The organism is Clostridium sartagoforme AAU1, assembly GCF_000401215.1.
Taxonomy (GTDB): Bacteria; Bacillota; Clostridia; order Clostridiales; family Clostridiaceae; genus Clostridium; species Clostridium sartagoforme.
This window is the reverse complement of record NZ_ASRV01000010.1, coordinates 1-15886: the sequence shown is the minus strand read 5'-3', so window position 1 is coordinate 15886 and position 15886 is coordinate 1. Positions and strand designations below refer to the sequence as shown.

Genomic DNA, 15886 nt, shown 5'->3' with positions numbered 1-15886 from the left:
TATTAATATAAGATATATAAATTAATATAAGCACAAGTGTAAATTATTAGCATTAAATAACTAGATTATTATTTTATTAGAAAGTATTAGATAATTTATATTTTATCTTATAATTGGAGGGTATATGAAAAAATTCTAATAGCAGAGGATGAAAAGCAAATAGGAAAAGTTATGAAGTTATATCTTGAAAAAGAGGGTTATAATGTTACTTTAGCTAATGATGGAAAAGTAGCAGAGAACTTAATTGAAGAAAATATATATGACTTGGCCGTATTAGATGTAATGATGCCATATAAAGATGGATGGTACCTTTTAAAGAAAATAAAATCTTTAAATAAATATACACAAGTTATTATAACTAGTGCTAGAGGAGAAGAGGAAGATAGAATTTTTGGCTTTGAGCTTGGAGCAGATGATTATATGGTAAAGCCTATTAGTATGAGGGAATTAGTTTTAAGAGTTAAACTAAGAATTAATAGTTTCAAAAATGAAGATATTAATGAGATTAAATTGTGTGACTTAAGAATAGATGATAATAATAGAAGGGTTTTTGAGAAGGAGAAGGAAATTATTTTAACTCCTAAGGAATATGACTTATTAATGTTTTTAATAAAAAATAAAAACAAGGTTTTTACAAGAGAAGATTTAATAACTAGTGTTTGGGGATATGATTTTTATGGAGATACTAGAACTATAGATACTCATGTACAATAGGTACAGGAGCCATAGCCTTTGCAGCAGAGGAAGAAAGTCCAGTAATAAATTCAGGTGAAGCAGTAGTAAGTGATACAGAAAATTACAATATATCTGAGGATAATAATTCCGGCTTAGGAAATCCAAACTGTCCTTATTATGGGGAAGAAAACAGGGGTCAAGGGCAAGGAAATGGAGAAGGAAATAGATATGGATTAAATTCAGAAAATAGAGGAAGAGGAAACTGTGGAAGATCTGGCTCTATGATGGGATTTAGATAGGGAGTAGAAAAATAATAGTAGGTAGATTCCAAGGAATCTACCTACTTAATTTTAAAATTTAATTGAGATAATAAACTTCTAAGTTTTATAGCCAATTCAGCTTGATTTATAGCTGTTTCGGACATTTTTTCTATAGCACTAGTAGTATCATTTATACTATTCTTTACTGAATTTACATTTGCTGATGAATTTTGAGTCATAGATGCAACTGATTGAACAGCATTACTTAGCTCATTCATCGTAGCAGATACTTCTTCAGACATAGCAGCAATGTCCTCACTCATCTTTCTAATAAATACTCCATCTTTTTCATATTTATCACCTATTTTTATGAACTGTTTAAATTCTTTCATTATTTCACTATTCATAAATTCAAGTAATTTATTACTACTATCAGTGATATTATTAAAGGCAAGTCTGACTTGATTTATTGTCTCTTTTACGCTTTGAACTGAACTCCTGGATTGTTCTGCAAGTAGTCTTACTTCCTCAGCAACAACAGCAAATCCTCTACCTTGTTCTCCAGCTCTAGCAGCTTCAATTGATGCATTTAAAGCAAGAAGATTAGTTTGTTCAGCAATTTCCTCAATAGAATTAGTCATATTAACTATTTCATTAACTATTTTTGCTTTTTCAATAGATAGTTTTATATCATTTTCTACACTTTCATATAAAGTTGAGGTATTATCGATTACGAATTCAGTATCTTTCTTTATAGTGGTTGCTCTTTTTTGAATTTTTTCTGAATTAATATTACCATCAGTAGCTTTTTCAGAAAGAGTATCTATGCTTGCATTTACTTCTAAAATAGATGCAGATAATTCTTCTGTTATAGCGCTAGTTTCCTGAATTGTAGAGTTAATTTCACTTGATGAATCATTTATTAAATCAAATTGACAAGTTACTTCTTCAATAGATGAAGCTAAATCTTCACTTGATAAATTAACTTCATCGGCGCTAGAGATAACTGAATGTACTATTTCTTTTAAGTTATCTTGTGCTATATTAAGAGCCGTAGCTATTTGTCCAAATTCATCATTATGCTTTATTTCAATCTTTTCAGACAAGTCATATTTAGCTATTCTATTAGATAAAGACATTATTTTAGATAAAGACTTAGTTATTCTTAAAGTTATACTAGCAGCAGACAGTATAGAAATAAATATTGAAAGCCCTAAAATAATAGACGTAAGTATTAATGAATCATTATATGTATCTTTATTCATTTGTAAAGTTTCTTCAGCCCATTTGCTGTTTAATTCTACAAGTCTATCTAATTTAATTATAAAGTCTCCACGAATTTTATCTAAATCATAAGAAAATAAAGTTGCATCATTTAATCTATTTTCATTTACAGCTTTAATTATATTATCAGATTGCTCTTCTAATTTAGCTAAAGAAGATATTATTTCATCAAAACGTTGTTTATCTTCATCTTTAGTAATTAAGTCTTTATAAAGCTGAACAAGTTGAGAATTTCTTTTATTATTATAATAAATATTTTGAGTTAAAATTTTCTTTTCGGCAGCATCCTTAATTGATATTAAAAGTTTACTACTAAGATAATTATATGTAGAATTTTCACTTAATTCATTTATATATATGATTCCTAAAGTATTATTTGAGTAAAGCTTTTCAGAAGAACTGTTGATTTTATCCATATTGTATAGGCCAAGTCCCCAGATAAATAATAATAAAGCTATAATCAATACAAAACAACTTCTAAGCTTATTAGATATTTTAATTAATTTGTTATTGTTTTTTTAGGTTTATCATTATTATTAGTTTTTTCTTTCTTAGTTTTTCCTTTTTGAGTATTTTTTATTTTGAGTATTTTTCTCATATGCCCTCCCCCTAAATTGCAATAAATTTAATAATAAAAATGAACAACTACTTAAATTATCGAGAAGTATCTAGAAAAATTTAGTAGTTGTTCATTAAAAGATTTCCTTTATTTATTTTTATTAACGTTTTTGGTTAACTTTAGAAACTCTAGCTATATTTTCTAAATCTGTATATTCATAAGCAGAACTAGATGTATTGTTTGAATTAACAGGAGTAGCAACATCTTTATTTTTCATAGGAATTGTTCCATCTGTTCTATTTTTCTTATTGTTAGACATATCGAATCTCTCCTTTGTGATATTTATTTCTTACTATTTTTACTTGTTTCAGTTTTAGTATCACTTTCATTGTCTAGTTCAGGTTGTTCTGTATAATCAAATTCCATATAAGCAATATTATTTACTACTATATCATCTTCTACAGTACTAGGTAATGGACTTGGCTCAGAGTCAACTTTTCCATGACTAATCAAAGCATGTTTTTCTGGAGCATACCCAGTTCTATCATTAGGTAAATAAACTTTTTTACTGTTAGGTTTTGTTGGCATAATAATCCCTCCTTATGTTTATATTATTTGAGTTATATTTTTTTTAATCCCTAGTATTATCTTCTAAAAATGCATAAAGATTTTAAAAAATTTAAATTGAAGTTTATATTATATGATATTACTTATCAAAGAAAGGAATTATTGTGGTAAAATTATATTATAAAAATATATACTTAAAAATACATGAAGTTGGAGGTAGAAATGAATAAACTATTTGCTACAGATTTGGATGGAACATTAATAAATAATAATGAAATTAGGTCGAATGATAGACAAGCAATACTTAAGCTTCAAAATAAGGGGAATTTAGTAGTTGTTTCAACAGGAAGACCCTATAATGCAATTCAAATGTTAAAAGATCAATACAAAATATATGCGAATTATTTTGTTTTACTAAATGGCGCACTTATAATGGATTCAACTGGAAGTAAGATTAAACAAGAAATTATAGAAAAAGAAGTAATAGAAAAAATATTATATCAAGTAAATGATGGTAATATTGATATATCTGTTGAATCAGGTTTTAAGACATATATATTAACAGATTGTAATAACTTACCTTATCCTAATAAAATAAAGGTTAATTCAATACAAGAAATAGATGATGATTTAAGCTTAATTTCTCTGCATATGCCAAATAAAGAAAAAGCTGAAATAGAAGAATTAAAAAATGAAATAAATAACAAATATGGAGACAAAATAATTGCATATAGAAATGATATTTATATAGATATTGTTCCAATAGGATGTTCTAAAGGAAATGGAGTAGAATATCTAGCAAATCAAGAATTAATAAAATCAGAAAATTTATATACTATAGGGGATTCATGGAATGATATTAGTATGTTTAATATAACACCAAATTCATTTACTTTTAATCATGTAGAAGAAGAATTAAAAAAACATACAAGATATATTGTAAATTCAGTTTCTCATTGTATAGAAGATTATATATTATAACTATAAATTTTTATGAAAATCTATAATTATGATACTTAAAAAATGTGGCAATATGGTTTAATATAAAATTACATGAAACTTAAGTAATAATTAACTTAGTAAGTTTCACTAAAATGCTACAAGACATATAATAACAAAACGTTTTAAATTCAATAAATTTTGAATGGTATAGATAATAAAGAATATTTAAAGTAAGGTGGTAATTTAATGTATCCAATTAGATTTGAAAATTTATATTATGAAAAAATATGGGGTGGAAGAGATTTTGAAACCTTTAGAAACAATATGCCAGAGGGTGAAATAGGGGAGAGCTGGGATATAGCATGTCATCCTAATGGAACAGGAATAGTTGAAAATGGTTCATTAAAAGGAACTAAGTTTGATGATTTGATTAAAGAATATGGACATAAACTTGTTGGGGAAAAAGTAACTCTTGAAAAATTCCCATTACTTATAAAGCTTATAAACTCAAAGGAAAAACTTTCAGTTCAAGTTCATCCAGGAGATGAATATGCAGCAAAGTATGAAAATGATTATGGTAAGACAGAGGCTTGGTATGTTATTGATGCCAAACCAGGTGCTTCATTAATAGTTGGCACAAAGGATTGTACAAAAGAACAGTTTGAAGAATCTATAAAAAATAATAATGTAGAAAGTTATTTAAATAAAATTGAAGTTAAAAAAGGAGATTGCTTCTTAATAAATAGCGGATTGGTTCATGCTATATGTGAAGGAGTTATAATTGCAGAAATTCAACAAAACAGTGATGTAACATATAGAGTTTACGATTATGGAAGACCAAGGGAAATACATGTTGAAAAGGCTTTAGATGTTATAAACTTTGATCTGCAATGCGAAAATTTAAGTGAAAAGAAAGAAGTTAGTTATGAAGGATATAAGCATAGTTTATTATGCAAAAATGAATATTTTGGAATAGAGAAAATATCAATAACTTCAGAGTATAAAGATGTAAGTGATATAGAAAAATTTGATATGTACACTTGTGTTGATGGTGAAGGAGTAATAGTAGGAAAAGATTTTGAAGAAGTAATAAAAACAGGAGATAGCTATTTAATTCCTGCTACTTTAGGAGAATATAAAATAAAAGGAAATGCTATAGTATTAAAAAGTTATCCAGTAATAGCTTAAAATTGCAAAGAAATTTTATTCAGTTCACAGTGTACAATTCATAGTTCACAGTTTCTTGGATAAAGTAACAGGTAACAGTGTTAGCTCTTTTTTAGAAAAATAATGACTAAATATATAAGGGAAAGCTTAATTTAGTTTTAAATAAGACCTACCTTATATCAATTAAATTCTAAATTTTAAACAGCAGGCATTGAATACTTAGTGAAGTTGAGTGTAAGGATAACTAAACTTAGTATGAAAGCCCATCTACTGAAGCTTATCTGAAGTAGATGTTCATTTGACGAATACTTAGTGAAGTTGAGTGTAAGGATAACTAAACTTAGTACTTGTTACCTGATACCTATTCCCTGTTACCTAAAAAATGAAAACAACTGTGAACTGTGCCTTGTGAACTGTGCACTAGAAAATTGCTTCGCAATTTACATTCTTACGGAAAAGGATGTAAATTGAAATTTATCATATCTATGTCTAGAAATAGAATATTCAAAGGCTCTTCCATTATTTAAATAAGCTATTTGTTCAACTTCTAAAATTGGATCATTGGCGCATAGGTTTAAGTATCTTTTATCTATATCGGTACTTTTATCAGCACGAATAACTTTATTTGCGCTGCTTATTTTTAAGTCCAAATCATTTTCTATAAAATCATAAATAGATTTTTTTAATATATCTTTATTAAGACCCGTTATGAGTGTTGCATCTAAGTAAGTATTTTCTATAACAACAGGTTCATTATTTATTAATCTAAGACGTATTATTTCATAAATTGGAGAATTTTCATTAATATTTAACTTAGTTGATATATTATAATCAGCAAAGATTAATTTAAATTCTATAATTTCAGTTTTAACATTATTATTAACTAATCTAGTTAATCCCTTCAAATCTCTATCAGAAATATTTATTCTTGAATCCACAGGAAGAACATCCATAATAAAGCTTCCATGACCTCTTTTTCTATAAATTATTCCATCAAAAACTAGTAAGTCAAGAGCTTTTTTCATAGTCATTCTGCTACAATGAAATTCCTTACATAGTGTTATCTCATCAGGAATTTGATTAGTCGGAGAATTATATATTCCATTTCTTATACGTAATCTAATTTCATCACTTATATCTTTGTATTTGGGCATAGTAAATATCCTTTCGTCCTTTACTTTAAGATTGTTAAATAAGTTAGTAATTTTTCAAATTTTACACTTTTACTAGCTATATATTATTTTTAATAAAATATAAATACAGTATATAAATATATTACTATAAAAAATAAGTTTTACAATAACATAAGTATATATAGTTATATTAAATGTCTAGACAAATAAAAAATATGGCTATATAATTTTCTTGTAATGTTTAAAGAATATATAAATTTATTTTATATAAAGTTTTAATTTTACAACAAAAGGAGGAATTAGTATGAACAAGAATTTTATATTTCCTAAGAACTTTTGGTGGGGGTCTGCTACATCAGGACCTCAAAGTGAAGGATCATTTAATAAAAAACATAAAAGTATATTTGACTATTGGTATGAAATAGAACCAGAAGTATTTTTTAATAAAGTGGGACCAGAAGTTACATCTAATTTTTATAATAGCTATAAAGAAGATTTAGCAATGCTTAAAGAAATAGGATTAAATAGTTTTAGAACATCAATTCAATGGACAAGACTTATAAAAAATTTAGAAACTGGTGAAGCAGATGAAGATGCAATTGAATTTTATAATAATGTCATAGATGAAACTATAAAAAATGGAATTATTCCAGTAATAAATTTACATCATTTCGATTTACCAGTTGAATTATATGATAAGTATGGTGGATGGGAATCAAAGCATGTAGTAGATTTATTTGTAAAGTTCGCAGAAACGGCATTTAAATTATTTGCAGATAGGGTTAAATATTGGACTACTTTTAATGAACCTATAGTAATTGTAGAGGGACAATATTTATATCAATTCCATTATCCTAAAGTAGTTAATGGTAAGAAGGCGATGCAGGTATTATATAATGTAAACTTAGCATCTTCGAAGGTAGTAAAGGTGTTTAAAAGTAGGGGGTATGATAAAGATGGAGGGCAAATAGGTACAATACTTAATTTAACGCCATCATATCCAAGAGATATAAATAATACTGAAGATGTAGAAGCAGCTAGAATTGCTGATACATTCTTTAATGAATCATTCCTTTCTCCTGCAGTAAAAGGGGAATTTCCAAAATTATTAATAGAAATTTTAGAAAAAGAAGGAGTAATTTGGCAATCAACAGAAGAAGAACTTAATATAATAAAGGAAAATACCATAGACTTCCTAGGAGTAAATTATTATTTTCCTAGAAGAGTAAAGGCAAAGGAAACAACATGTAACAGTAAGGAATGGATGCCAGATAAGTACTTTGATAATTATGAAATGCCAGGAAGAAGAATGAATCCATATAGGGGATGGGAAATATATCCTAAAGCAATTTATGATATAGCTATAAATATAAGAGATAACTATAACAATATACCATGGTTCATTTCAGAAAATGGAATGGGAGTAGAAGGTGAAGAAAGATATATAAATACAGAAGGTATAGTAGAAGATGATTATAGAATAGACTTTTTTAAGGAGCATTTAGAAAATCTTCACAAAGGAATAGAAGAAGGAGCAAATTGTTTTGGGTATCATACTTGGACTCCTATAGATTGTTGGTCTTGGTGTAACGCATATAAGAATAGATATGGATTTATTGCACTAGATTTAGAAACACAAAAGAAAACAATAAAGAAATCAGGAAGATGGATAAAAGAAGTTACAGAGAAAAATGGATTTTAATGGACCCCTGGGGTCCAGAAAATTGGAAATTTGAAAGAAAACGTTTTATAATTTATATATAATATATTAAAGAATGAGAGGGAAATATATGAGTAATTATATAGTATTTGATATAGGTGGTAGCAGTGTGAAGTATGCCATAATGTCAGAAGAGGGAGATTTTATTACTAAGGGAAGCTATAAATCAGAAAGAAATAATTTTGAACTTTTTAAAACTGATATGGAAAATGCAATTAATAAAGCTAAGGAAGAATACTCAATTTCAGGGGTAGCTGTTAGTGCACCAGGTGGAGTAGATAGCGATACTGGAATAATAGGAGGCGCTAGTGCACTACCTTGTATTCATGGACCTAATTTCAAAAAAATCTTTGGTGAGGATTTAGGGGTTAATTTAGAAATAGAAAATGATGCAAATTGTGCAGCTTTAGGAGAAGTTTGGAAGGGTGCAGCTAAGGATAATAAAGATGTACTATTTGTAGTATGTGGAACAGGTATTGGAGGGGCAGTTATAAAGGATAAAAAAATTCATAAGGGAAATAATCTTCATGGTGGAGAATTTGGATATTGTATTTTAAATACTAAGAAAGAAGGAGAAAATATAATATTTGAAACTTGGAGTACCATTGCTGCAACAGGAGGATTATTAAATACCGTAGCAAAATTAAAAAATATAGATGTAGAAGAATTAGATGGGAGAAAGATATTTGATTTAGCCGAAAAGGGTGATTCTGACTGTATTAATGCTATAGATGAATTTTATTTAAATAACGCTAAAGGAATATTTAATATTCAATATATGTATGATCCTGAAAAAATTGTTATTGGTGGAGCTATAAGCAGCAGAGAAGACTTTATAGATAAAATAAATGAAAAATTAGATTTAATAATGAAAAATATCCCTGTTGCAAAAGTAAGACCTATAATTGAAAAATGTAAATTTGAAAATGATGCAAATCTTTTAGGAGCATTATTTAATTATTTACAAAGAAATGGTAAATGTTAAAAAGATAAACACAAGCCTTTAAGTAAGTATTCTTTATAAAAGATATTTACTTAAGGCTTTTTTATTTTAATTGAAATAAAAATCTACATATTAGTATAATGTATCTAGATTTAGTTAATTAAATATAAAATAAGTACACTATAAAATAATATACTAAAATATTATAATCATCTTGTAAACGTTATTAAATTAAGGGGGAAGAAAAAATCATGAGAAAAATAAAAAAGATGATTGCATTAGCAGCTTGTGCTATAATGGCAACTTCAGCTATTTTTACAGGATGCGGTAAGGCAACAAATGATTCTAACTCAAAAGGTAACACACCAACTAAACTAACTTGGTATGCAATCGGTGAAGAACCAAAAGATTTAGACAAGGTTTTAGCTGAAGCAAATAAATACTTAGGAGATAAAATAAATGTCAACCTAGACATGAAATTTATAGGTTTTGGAGATTATAATCAAAAAATGTCAGTAGTAATAAATTCTGGCGAAGATTATGATTTAGCATTTACATGTTCATGGGCTGGTGACTATTTAGGAAATTCAAGAAAGGGTGCTTTTTTAGCATTAGATGATTATTTAAATTCAGAAGCAGGAAAAAATTTAAAAGAAACTGTTGATTCAAGATTCTGGGAAGGTGCAACTATAGATGGAAAAATTTATGGAGTACCAAATCAAAAGGAGCTTGGAGTAGCACCAATGTGGGTATTTACTAAAGAATATGTTGATAAATACAATATACCATATCAAGACCTTCATAGCTTAAAAGATTTAGAACCATGGTTAAAGGTAATAAAGGAAAATGAACCAGATGTAACTCCTTTATATATAACTAAGGGATTCTCATATACAGTATTCTTTGATCAATTAGTTGATCCAGTTGGAGTAGAAATAAATGATAATTCACTAACTATAAAGAATATGTTTGAAACACAACAAATGAAAGAAGACTTAGAAACTTTAAGAAAGTATTATAAAGCAGGATATATAAATGCAGATGCAGCAACAGCACAAGATGATAAATCAGTTAAACGTCTTGTAACAAAAGGTGACGGACAGCCATATGCAGATGTACTTTGGTCAAAAGCATTAAATTATCCAGTAGTATCATCTCCTATCGGTGATACATTAATTACTAATGGATCAACTACAGGATCATTAATTGCTATATCTAGTAATTCAAAAAACAAGGATAAAGCTTTTGAAGTATTATCTTTATTAAGTACAGATGAATATTTTAGAAATTTAATCAACTATGGTATTGAAGGAGTTCACTATGATAAAGTTGGAGATCAACATATAAAGTTAATCAATCCAGATCAAAAGAATTATGATGTACCATACTTCTCAGTAGGAAACTTATTCTTAACTTATAAATTAGAAGGTGAGCCAGAAACTAAATGGGAAGAATTTAAAGATTTCAACGATAAATCAAAAGTATCACCAGCATTAGGATTTAAATTTGATTCTTCAAGTGTATCTACTGAAATTGCAGCAATAAATAATGTTTTAGAAGAATTTAAAGCAACTATTTATAGTGGTTCCGTAGATGTTGATGAGTATTTAGGAAAGTTAAATTCTAAATTAAAAGAACAAGGAATAGATAAAGTTATTGCAGAAATGCAAAAACAAATAAATGAATGGAAAAAGTAGTAGATAATAATAAGGGGCTGTCGCATAGACAGCTCCTTTATTAATAAACTCTGTCCTTAAGAATTTTTAAATTTTAAGGACAGAGTTTTATTTATTAAACAATCTTTCTGGCTTTATTTGGAGAAATTCCATAGTATTTTTTATAAAGCTTGCTAAAGTAATAAGGATCATTATACCCAACCATCTTAGCAATAGTTTTTATTGAAAGCTTTGAGTCCTCTAAAAGATTCTTTGCTTTTATAAGTCTTATTTGTATTAAATAATTTATTGGAGAATCCCCCATAAGTTCTTTAAAAATTTTAGAAATATATACAGGACTTAAATACATATTTTTTGATAATGTATATAAAGAAATATCTTCTGTATAATTTTCATTTAAGTATTTAGTTATACTTTCCACCAATACCTTCTTTTCACGAGATTTAAAGGAAAATTCTTGTGAATTTAAATTGGGGATTTCTTCATTTATTTCTCTATGTAAAAGTACAAGTACTTTCATAACAAGAGATTTTAGCATAAAGGGAGAAGTTTGTTTATGATTCTTCTGTTCATCAACTATATCTTGGCATGTTTTCAAAATTTCATCCTTATAAGTATTAAGTGTTAATACATTTTTATCACCTATATCTATAAAATCCTTTTTACAGTTATTAAATATATTAATGTCAGTTAGCCCAAGGTGAAGCTCTCTACAATTTGTATTTGAATTAAATAATTCTTTGTGATAAATTCCAGGATTAGATATTAAAACTTGTCCCTTCTTTAATGTGTACTCTTCACCTTCAATTAAATAATCAACTGAACCAGAAGTTACAAAGGAAAGCTCTATAAAATCTTCGTGACAATGGTAGTTAGTTTCTGGGACAGGTATATCCGGTGAACAATATCCATCTATCACAAAGAGTATTTGAGGATTATAGCTATCTATATTTGTATAGGTATTACTCATTTTAAATCTCCAAAATAATTATTAGTTATTAGTATAATAATATACATTTAAAGTTTAATATAATACATTTTTATTTTCAATAACTTCTATATAATCATACTTAGAAAGAAATAAAGGAGAATATAAGGAGAGACTTAATTATGGACAATTTAAGATGGATATTTGGTTATTTAAAGAATTACAAATACAAATATATTTTTGCATTATTGTTAGTATTATTTACATGTGCAATTAATATGGTTAATCCATTTATATCAGGAAAGATAGTAGATAAAGTTTTAGGAGAAAATGAAACTAATTTATTGCTTCCTCTTATAACAGTTATGATTTCTATTGTTGTATTTAAGGGAATTATAGCTTATATATATCAAATGATATTGGAAAAAATATCTCAAGATATATTATTTAAAATAAGAAAAGATTTATATGACAAATTAATGGAGTTAGATATTAATTTTTATAGTAAGGTTAAAACAGGAGATCTTATGGCAAGGATGACAGGAGATACAGATGCAATAAGACATTTTGTTGCTTGGGTAGTTTATAACATCATATCCTCCATAACCACATTTTGTTTTGCAATAATTTCTATGATGTATGTTAATGCAACTTTGACAATTTTTATGCTATTAATATCTCCATTAATAGGCTTATTAACCTATAAAATGAGTAAAGAAATTTCACCAACATTTCATAATATAAGGGAGGCTTATTCAAAATTAAATTCAATTGTTCAAGAAAATATAAGTGGAAATAGAGTAGTAAGAGCATTTGGAAGAGAAAAGTTTGAAATAGATAAATTTAATGTGGAAAACAAAAATTATAAGGAAAGAAATTTAGATACAATTAAAGTCACTAGAAAATACATTCCAAAACTAGAGTTTTTATCAAACAGTCTATCTGTTGTCATGATATTAGTTGGGGGAATATTAGTAGCTACAAATAAAATAACCTTTGGAGAATTAATAATATTTAATAGTTTATTATGGGCATTAAATAACCCAATGAGAATGTGTGGATATTTAATAAATGATACCCAAAGATTTATAGCATCATCAGAAAAAATCATAGAGTTATTAAAAACAGAAAGTAGTATAAAAAATAATGAAGAAACAATAAACCTTAATAAGTTTAAAGGTAATATAAGATTTGAAAATGTAAGTTTAGATATAGATGGAAGAAGAGTTATAAATAATGTTTCCTTTGAAGCTAATGCCGGACAAACAATAGGGTTAGTTGGACATACTGGTTCTGGTAAATCATTAATAATTAATTTATTATCTAGATTTTATGATGCTACTGAAGGTGAAATATATATAGATGGAATAAATATAAAGGATATAGACTTAGATACATTAAGAGGAAATATAGCAACTGCTATGCAAGATATATTTTTATTTTCAGATACAGTAAAAGATAATATAGCTTTTAGTAATCCGAAAGCAAGTTTTTCAGAAATAAAAAAGATATCTAAAAAGGCACAAGCACATAATTTTATTAAAAATTTAGAAGATGGATATGAAACAATTATAGGGGAAAGAGGAGTAGGTCTTTCAGGAGGACAAAGGCAGAGGGTATCTTTAGCTAGAGCAATGATGAAGGATGCGTCAATATTTGTATTAGATGATGTAACTTCAGCTGTTGATATGGAAACTGAGAAAAAGATACAATATGAGCTTAAAAATATGGAAGAAAAGAAAACAACTTTTATAATAGCCCATAGAATATCATCTTTAAAACAAGCAGATTTAATTCTAGTTTTAGATAATGGAGAAATAGTAGAAAGAGGTACCCATGATGAATTAATAAGAGAGCATGGATATTACTCAAATATATTTTATACTCAATATGGAAATTTGAATTTAAAGGTAGAAGGAGTATAAGGAATGGCAAGGAATAAATATAACGTTGATGAAGAATTAGAAACTGGCTTTAATTTAGGATATTTAAAAAGACTATTAGGATATATGAAGCCATATAAAGTTAAAATTTTTATATCTGTTTTATTAATGTTATTATCAAGTTCAATTTCATTAATTGGACCAGTAATAGCAAAAACAGCATTAGATAACTATATACCAAATAGAAATATTAATGGATTAATAGTACTTTCTACTTTATATGTATTAATATTTATATCAATAGCTATAATAATGAGGCATAGAATGTTCACAATGGGGGAAGTTGGACAAAGTATATTGGTGGATATGAGGCATGATTTATTTAAGAATCTACAATATGTACCATTTAACTATTATGATTCAAGACCACATGGAAAAATATTAGTAAGAGTGGTTAATTATATAAATTCACTAAGTGATATTTTATCTAATGGATTTGTAAACTTAATTGCAGATATGGTTACACTTATTATGACTATAATATTTATGTCATTTTTAAGCATAAAACTAACATTAGTAACATTAATAGGTATTCCTATACTTCTTGCAGTTATGTTATCTATTAAAAATGCTCAAAGAAGAGCCTATCAAAAATTAAGTTCAAAGCAATCAAATTTAAATGCGTATATACATGAAAGTATAAATGGAATAAGGGTAACACAGTCATTTTCAAGAAAAAAAGAAAATATGAATATATATGAAGAATTATGTACAGATTGTAGTGATTCTTGGATGAAAGCAGTAAGTTTAAATTTTCTTGTATGGCCAAGCATAGAAACTATATCTGTAATTTCAATCTCACTTATTTATATTTTTGGTATATTAGTTTTTAAAGGTGGAATTTCTGTTGGGCTTTTAGTAGCATTTATATCATATGTTTGGATATTTTGGGCTCCAATAACCAATATAGGAAACTTCTATAACACCTTAATAAATGCTATGGCTTACTTAGAGCGTATTTTTGAGGCTATGGATGAAAAGCCAGAATATGATAAAGAGGATGCAAAGACTTTCAAAGATGTTAAAGGTGATGTAACTTTTAAAGATGTTTACTTTGAATATGAAAAAGACATTCCTATTCTAGAGAATATAAATATGAATATAAAATCTGGAGAAAAAGTCGCATTAGTTGGACCAACAGGAGCAGGCAAAACAACTATAGTTAATCTTTTATCTAGATTCTATAGGATAAAGTCTGGAAATATTTTTATTGATGGAACAGATATAAATGATGTTACATTAAAATCTCTTAGAAAAGAAGTTGGTGTTATGCTACAAGATCCATTTGTCTTTTCAGGAACAATAATGGAAAATATAAGATATGGAAGATTAAGTGCTACTGATGAGGAAGTAATAAATGCTGCTAAAATAGTAAGAGCAGATGATTTTATAAAGGACTTTAATGATGGATACAACACATATTTAAATGAGCAGGGAAGTGGTCTTTCAGTTGGTCAAAAACAGCTTATATCCTTTGCCAGAGTTTTATTAGCAGATCCTAAGATATTAATTTTAGATGAAGCTACATCAAGTATAGATACAGAAACAGAAGCATTACTTCAAGAAGGAATAGAAGAACTTTTAAAAGGAAGAACATCTTTTGTTATTGCTCATAGACTATCAACAATAGTAAATTCAAATAAAATAATGTATGTTGGAGATAAGAAAATATTAGAAGAGGGAACACATGAAGATTTACTTAAAGTAAAAGGACTTTATTATAATTTGTATAAATCACAATACATTGAAGTATAATTTATAATTAGAAATGGATAATTTAGGAGATAGTTCAACAAGTTGAATTAAGGAAAGGAACTGTCGCTGACTGATTTTAATCCTAAAATAAATTTAAGATATAATAATATAAATTTTGATTCTAATCACATAAAGTTCCAAGGTGAATTCTTATAATAAAAATATAGAATTTACTTAAAAGCTAGTAAAGATAGAAATAGTGTAAAGATTGATATGAAAAACAGACATATATAATTTATAAAACACTATAAATTTAGGAGGAATAGAAATGGGAAAAGAATTTAAAATTAAAAATGATATTTATGGAGTTGGAATTATAGATGATAGAGATGTT

At 27.0% G+C, this 15886-nt stretch carries 13 protein-coding genes; 8 read left to right on the top strand and 5 right to left on the bottom strand.

Annotated elements, in window-relative coordinates; all coding sequences use genetic code 11:
• The first annotated feature begins 90 nt into the window (after positions 1-90).
• Complete coding sequence (locus tag A500_RS00590; RefSeq protein ID WP_341349929.1) at positions 91-714, top strand: response regulator transcription factor; 624 nt, start codon at positions 91-93, stop codon at positions 712-714.
• A 301-nt stretch (positions 715-1015) separates the two neighbouring features.
• Here the strand turns inward: A500_RS00590 and A500_RS00585 are convergent, their stop codons facing one another.
• From A500_RS00585 to A500_RS00580, 3 genes are all read right to left on the bottom strand, one after another.
• Positions 1016-2683 carry a methyl-accepting chemotaxis protein gene (locus A500_RS00585; protein ID WP_198010564.1) on the bottom strand — a complete coding sequence of 556 codons (1668 nt, stop codon included), beginning with the start codon at positions 2681-2683 and terminating at the stop codon, positions 1016-1018.
• Positions 2684-2938: 255 nt separating this feature from the next.
• Positions 2939-3097 (bottom strand): hypothetical protein, encoded by a 159-nt coding sequence (locus A500_RS20230; RefSeq protein WP_157453589.1) that lies wholly within the window; start codon positions 3095-3097, stop codon positions 2939-2941.
• A 23-nt stretch (positions 3098-3120) separates the two neighbouring features.
• The gene (locus tag A500_RS00580) at positions 3121-3366 is read right to left on the bottom strand and encodes a hypothetical protein (protein WP_016205658.1); all 246 of its coding nucleotides are present in this window, start codon (positions 3364-3366) and stop codon (positions 3121-3123) included.
• Between the two features lie 201 nt (positions 3367-3567).
• On the opposite strand from A500_RS00580, the gene A500_RS00575 reads away from it, so the two are divergent.
• Together A500_RS00575 and A500_RS00570 are read left to right on the top strand one after the other, a co-directional pair.
• A complete protein-coding gene (locus A500_RS00575) occupies positions 3568-4326 on the top strand; it encodes an HAD-IIB family hydrolase (RefSeq protein WP_016205657.1) in 759 nt (252 codons plus the stop codon).
• Positions 4327-4533: 207 nt separating this feature from the next.
• Positions 4534-5475 carry a type I phosphomannose isomerase catalytic subunit gene (locus tag A500_RS00570; protein ID WP_016205656.1) on the top strand — a complete coding sequence of 314 codons (942 nt, stop codon included), beginning with the start codon at positions 4534-4536 and terminating at the stop codon, positions 5473-5475.
• A 419-nt stretch (positions 5476-5894) separates the two neighbouring features.
• Here the strand turns inward: A500_RS00570 and A500_RS00565 are convergent, their stop codons facing one another.
• A complete protein-coding gene (locus A500_RS00565; protein ID WP_016205655.1) occupies positions 5895-6608 on the bottom strand; it encodes a GntR family transcriptional regulator in 714 nt (237 codons plus the stop codon).
• A 283-nt stretch (positions 6609-6891) separates the two neighbouring features.
• On the opposite strand from A500_RS00565, the gene A500_RS00560 reads away from it, so the two are divergent.
• The 3 genes from A500_RS00560 (at position 6892) to A500_RS00550 (ending at position 10947) form a co-directional block, all read left to right on the top strand.
• Positions 6892-8289, top strand: a complete 1398-nt coding sequence (locus A500_RS00560) for a glycoside hydrolase family 1 protein (protein WP_016205654.1) — start codon at positions 6892-6894, stop codon at positions 8287-8289.
• A gap of 88 nt (positions 8290-8377) precedes the next feature.
• A complete protein-coding gene (locus tag A500_RS00555; protein WP_016205653.1) occupies positions 8378-9292 on the top strand; it encodes an ROK family protein in 915 nt (304 codons plus the stop codon).
• Positions 9293-9501: 209 nt separating this feature from the next.
• Positions 9502-10947 (top strand): ABC transporter substrate-binding protein, encoded by a 1446-nt coding sequence (locus tag A500_RS00550; RefSeq protein WP_016205652.1) that lies wholly within the window; start codon positions 9502-9504, stop codon positions 10945-10947.
• Between the two features lie 94 nt (positions 10948-11041).
• On the opposite strand, the gene A500_RS00545 is transcribed toward A500_RS00550, so the two are convergent.
• A complete protein-coding gene (locus tag A500_RS00545) occupies positions 11042-11896 on the bottom strand; it encodes an AraC family transcriptional regulator (protein WP_016205651.1) in 855 nt (284 codons plus the stop codon).
• Positions 11897-12036: 140 nt separating this feature from the next.
• Here A500_RS00545 and A500_RS00540 point away from each other — a divergent pair, with 140 nt between their 5' ends.
• Positions 12037-13779, top strand: coding sequence for an ABC transporter ATP-binding protein (locus A500_RS00540; RefSeq protein ID WP_016205650.1), 1743 nt, complete (start codon positions 12037-12039; stop codon positions 13777-13779).
• Between the two features lie 3 nt (positions 13780-13782).
• Positions 13783-15552, top strand: a complete 1770-nt coding sequence (locus A500_RS00535; protein WP_016205649.1) for an ABC transporter ATP-binding protein — start codon at positions 13783-13785, stop codon at positions 15550-15552.
• The last annotated feature ends 334 nt before the right edge of the window (positions 15553-15886 follow it).

What these genes read in the sequence shown, in the direction of transcription:
- A500_RS00575 (WP_016205657.1), top strand. Translation starts at nt 3,568, where the DNA reads ATGAATAAACTATTTGCTACAGATTTGGATGGAACATTAATAAATAAT.
- A500_RS00560 (WP_016205654.1), top strand. Translation starts at nt 6,892, where the DNA reads ATGAACAAGAATTTTATATTTCCTAAGAACTTTTGGTGGGGGTCTGCT.
- A500_RS00565 (WP_016205655.1), bottom strand. Translation starts at nt 6,608, where the DNA reads ATGCCCAAATACAAAGATATAAGTGATGAAATTAGATTACGTATAAGA.
- A500_RS20230 (WP_157453589.1), bottom strand. Translation starts at nt 3,097, where the DNA reads ATGTCTAACAATAAGAAAAATAGAACAGATGGAACAATTCCTATGAAA.
- A500_RS00535 (WP_016205649.1), top strand. Translation starts at nt 13,783, where the DNA reads ATGGCAAGGAATAAATATAACGTTGATGAAGAATTAGAAACTGGCTTT.
- A500_RS00580 (WP_016205658.1), bottom strand. Translation starts at nt 3,366, where the DNA reads ATGCCAACAAAACCTAACAGTAAAAAAGTTTATTTACCTAATGATAGA.
- A500_RS00550 (WP_016205652.1), top strand. Translation starts at nt 9,502, where the DNA reads ATGAGAAAAATAAAAAAGATGATTGCATTAGCAGCTTGTGCTATAATG.
- A500_RS00545 (WP_016205651.1), bottom strand. Translation starts at nt 11,896, where the DNA reads ATGAGTAATACCTATACAAATATAGATAGCTATAATCCTCAAATACTC.
- A500_RS00540 (WP_016205650.1), top strand. Translation starts at nt 12,037, where the DNA reads ATGGACAATTTAAGATGGATATTTGGTTATTTAAAGAATTACAAATAC.
- A500_RS00570 (WP_016205656.1), top strand. Translation starts at nt 4,534, where the DNA reads ATGTATCCAATTAGATTTGAAAATTTATATTATGAAAAAATATGGGGT.
- A500_RS00555 (WP_016205653.1), top strand. Translation starts at nt 8,378, where the DNA reads ATGAGTAATTATATAGTATTTGATATAGGTGGTAGCAGTGTGAAGTAT.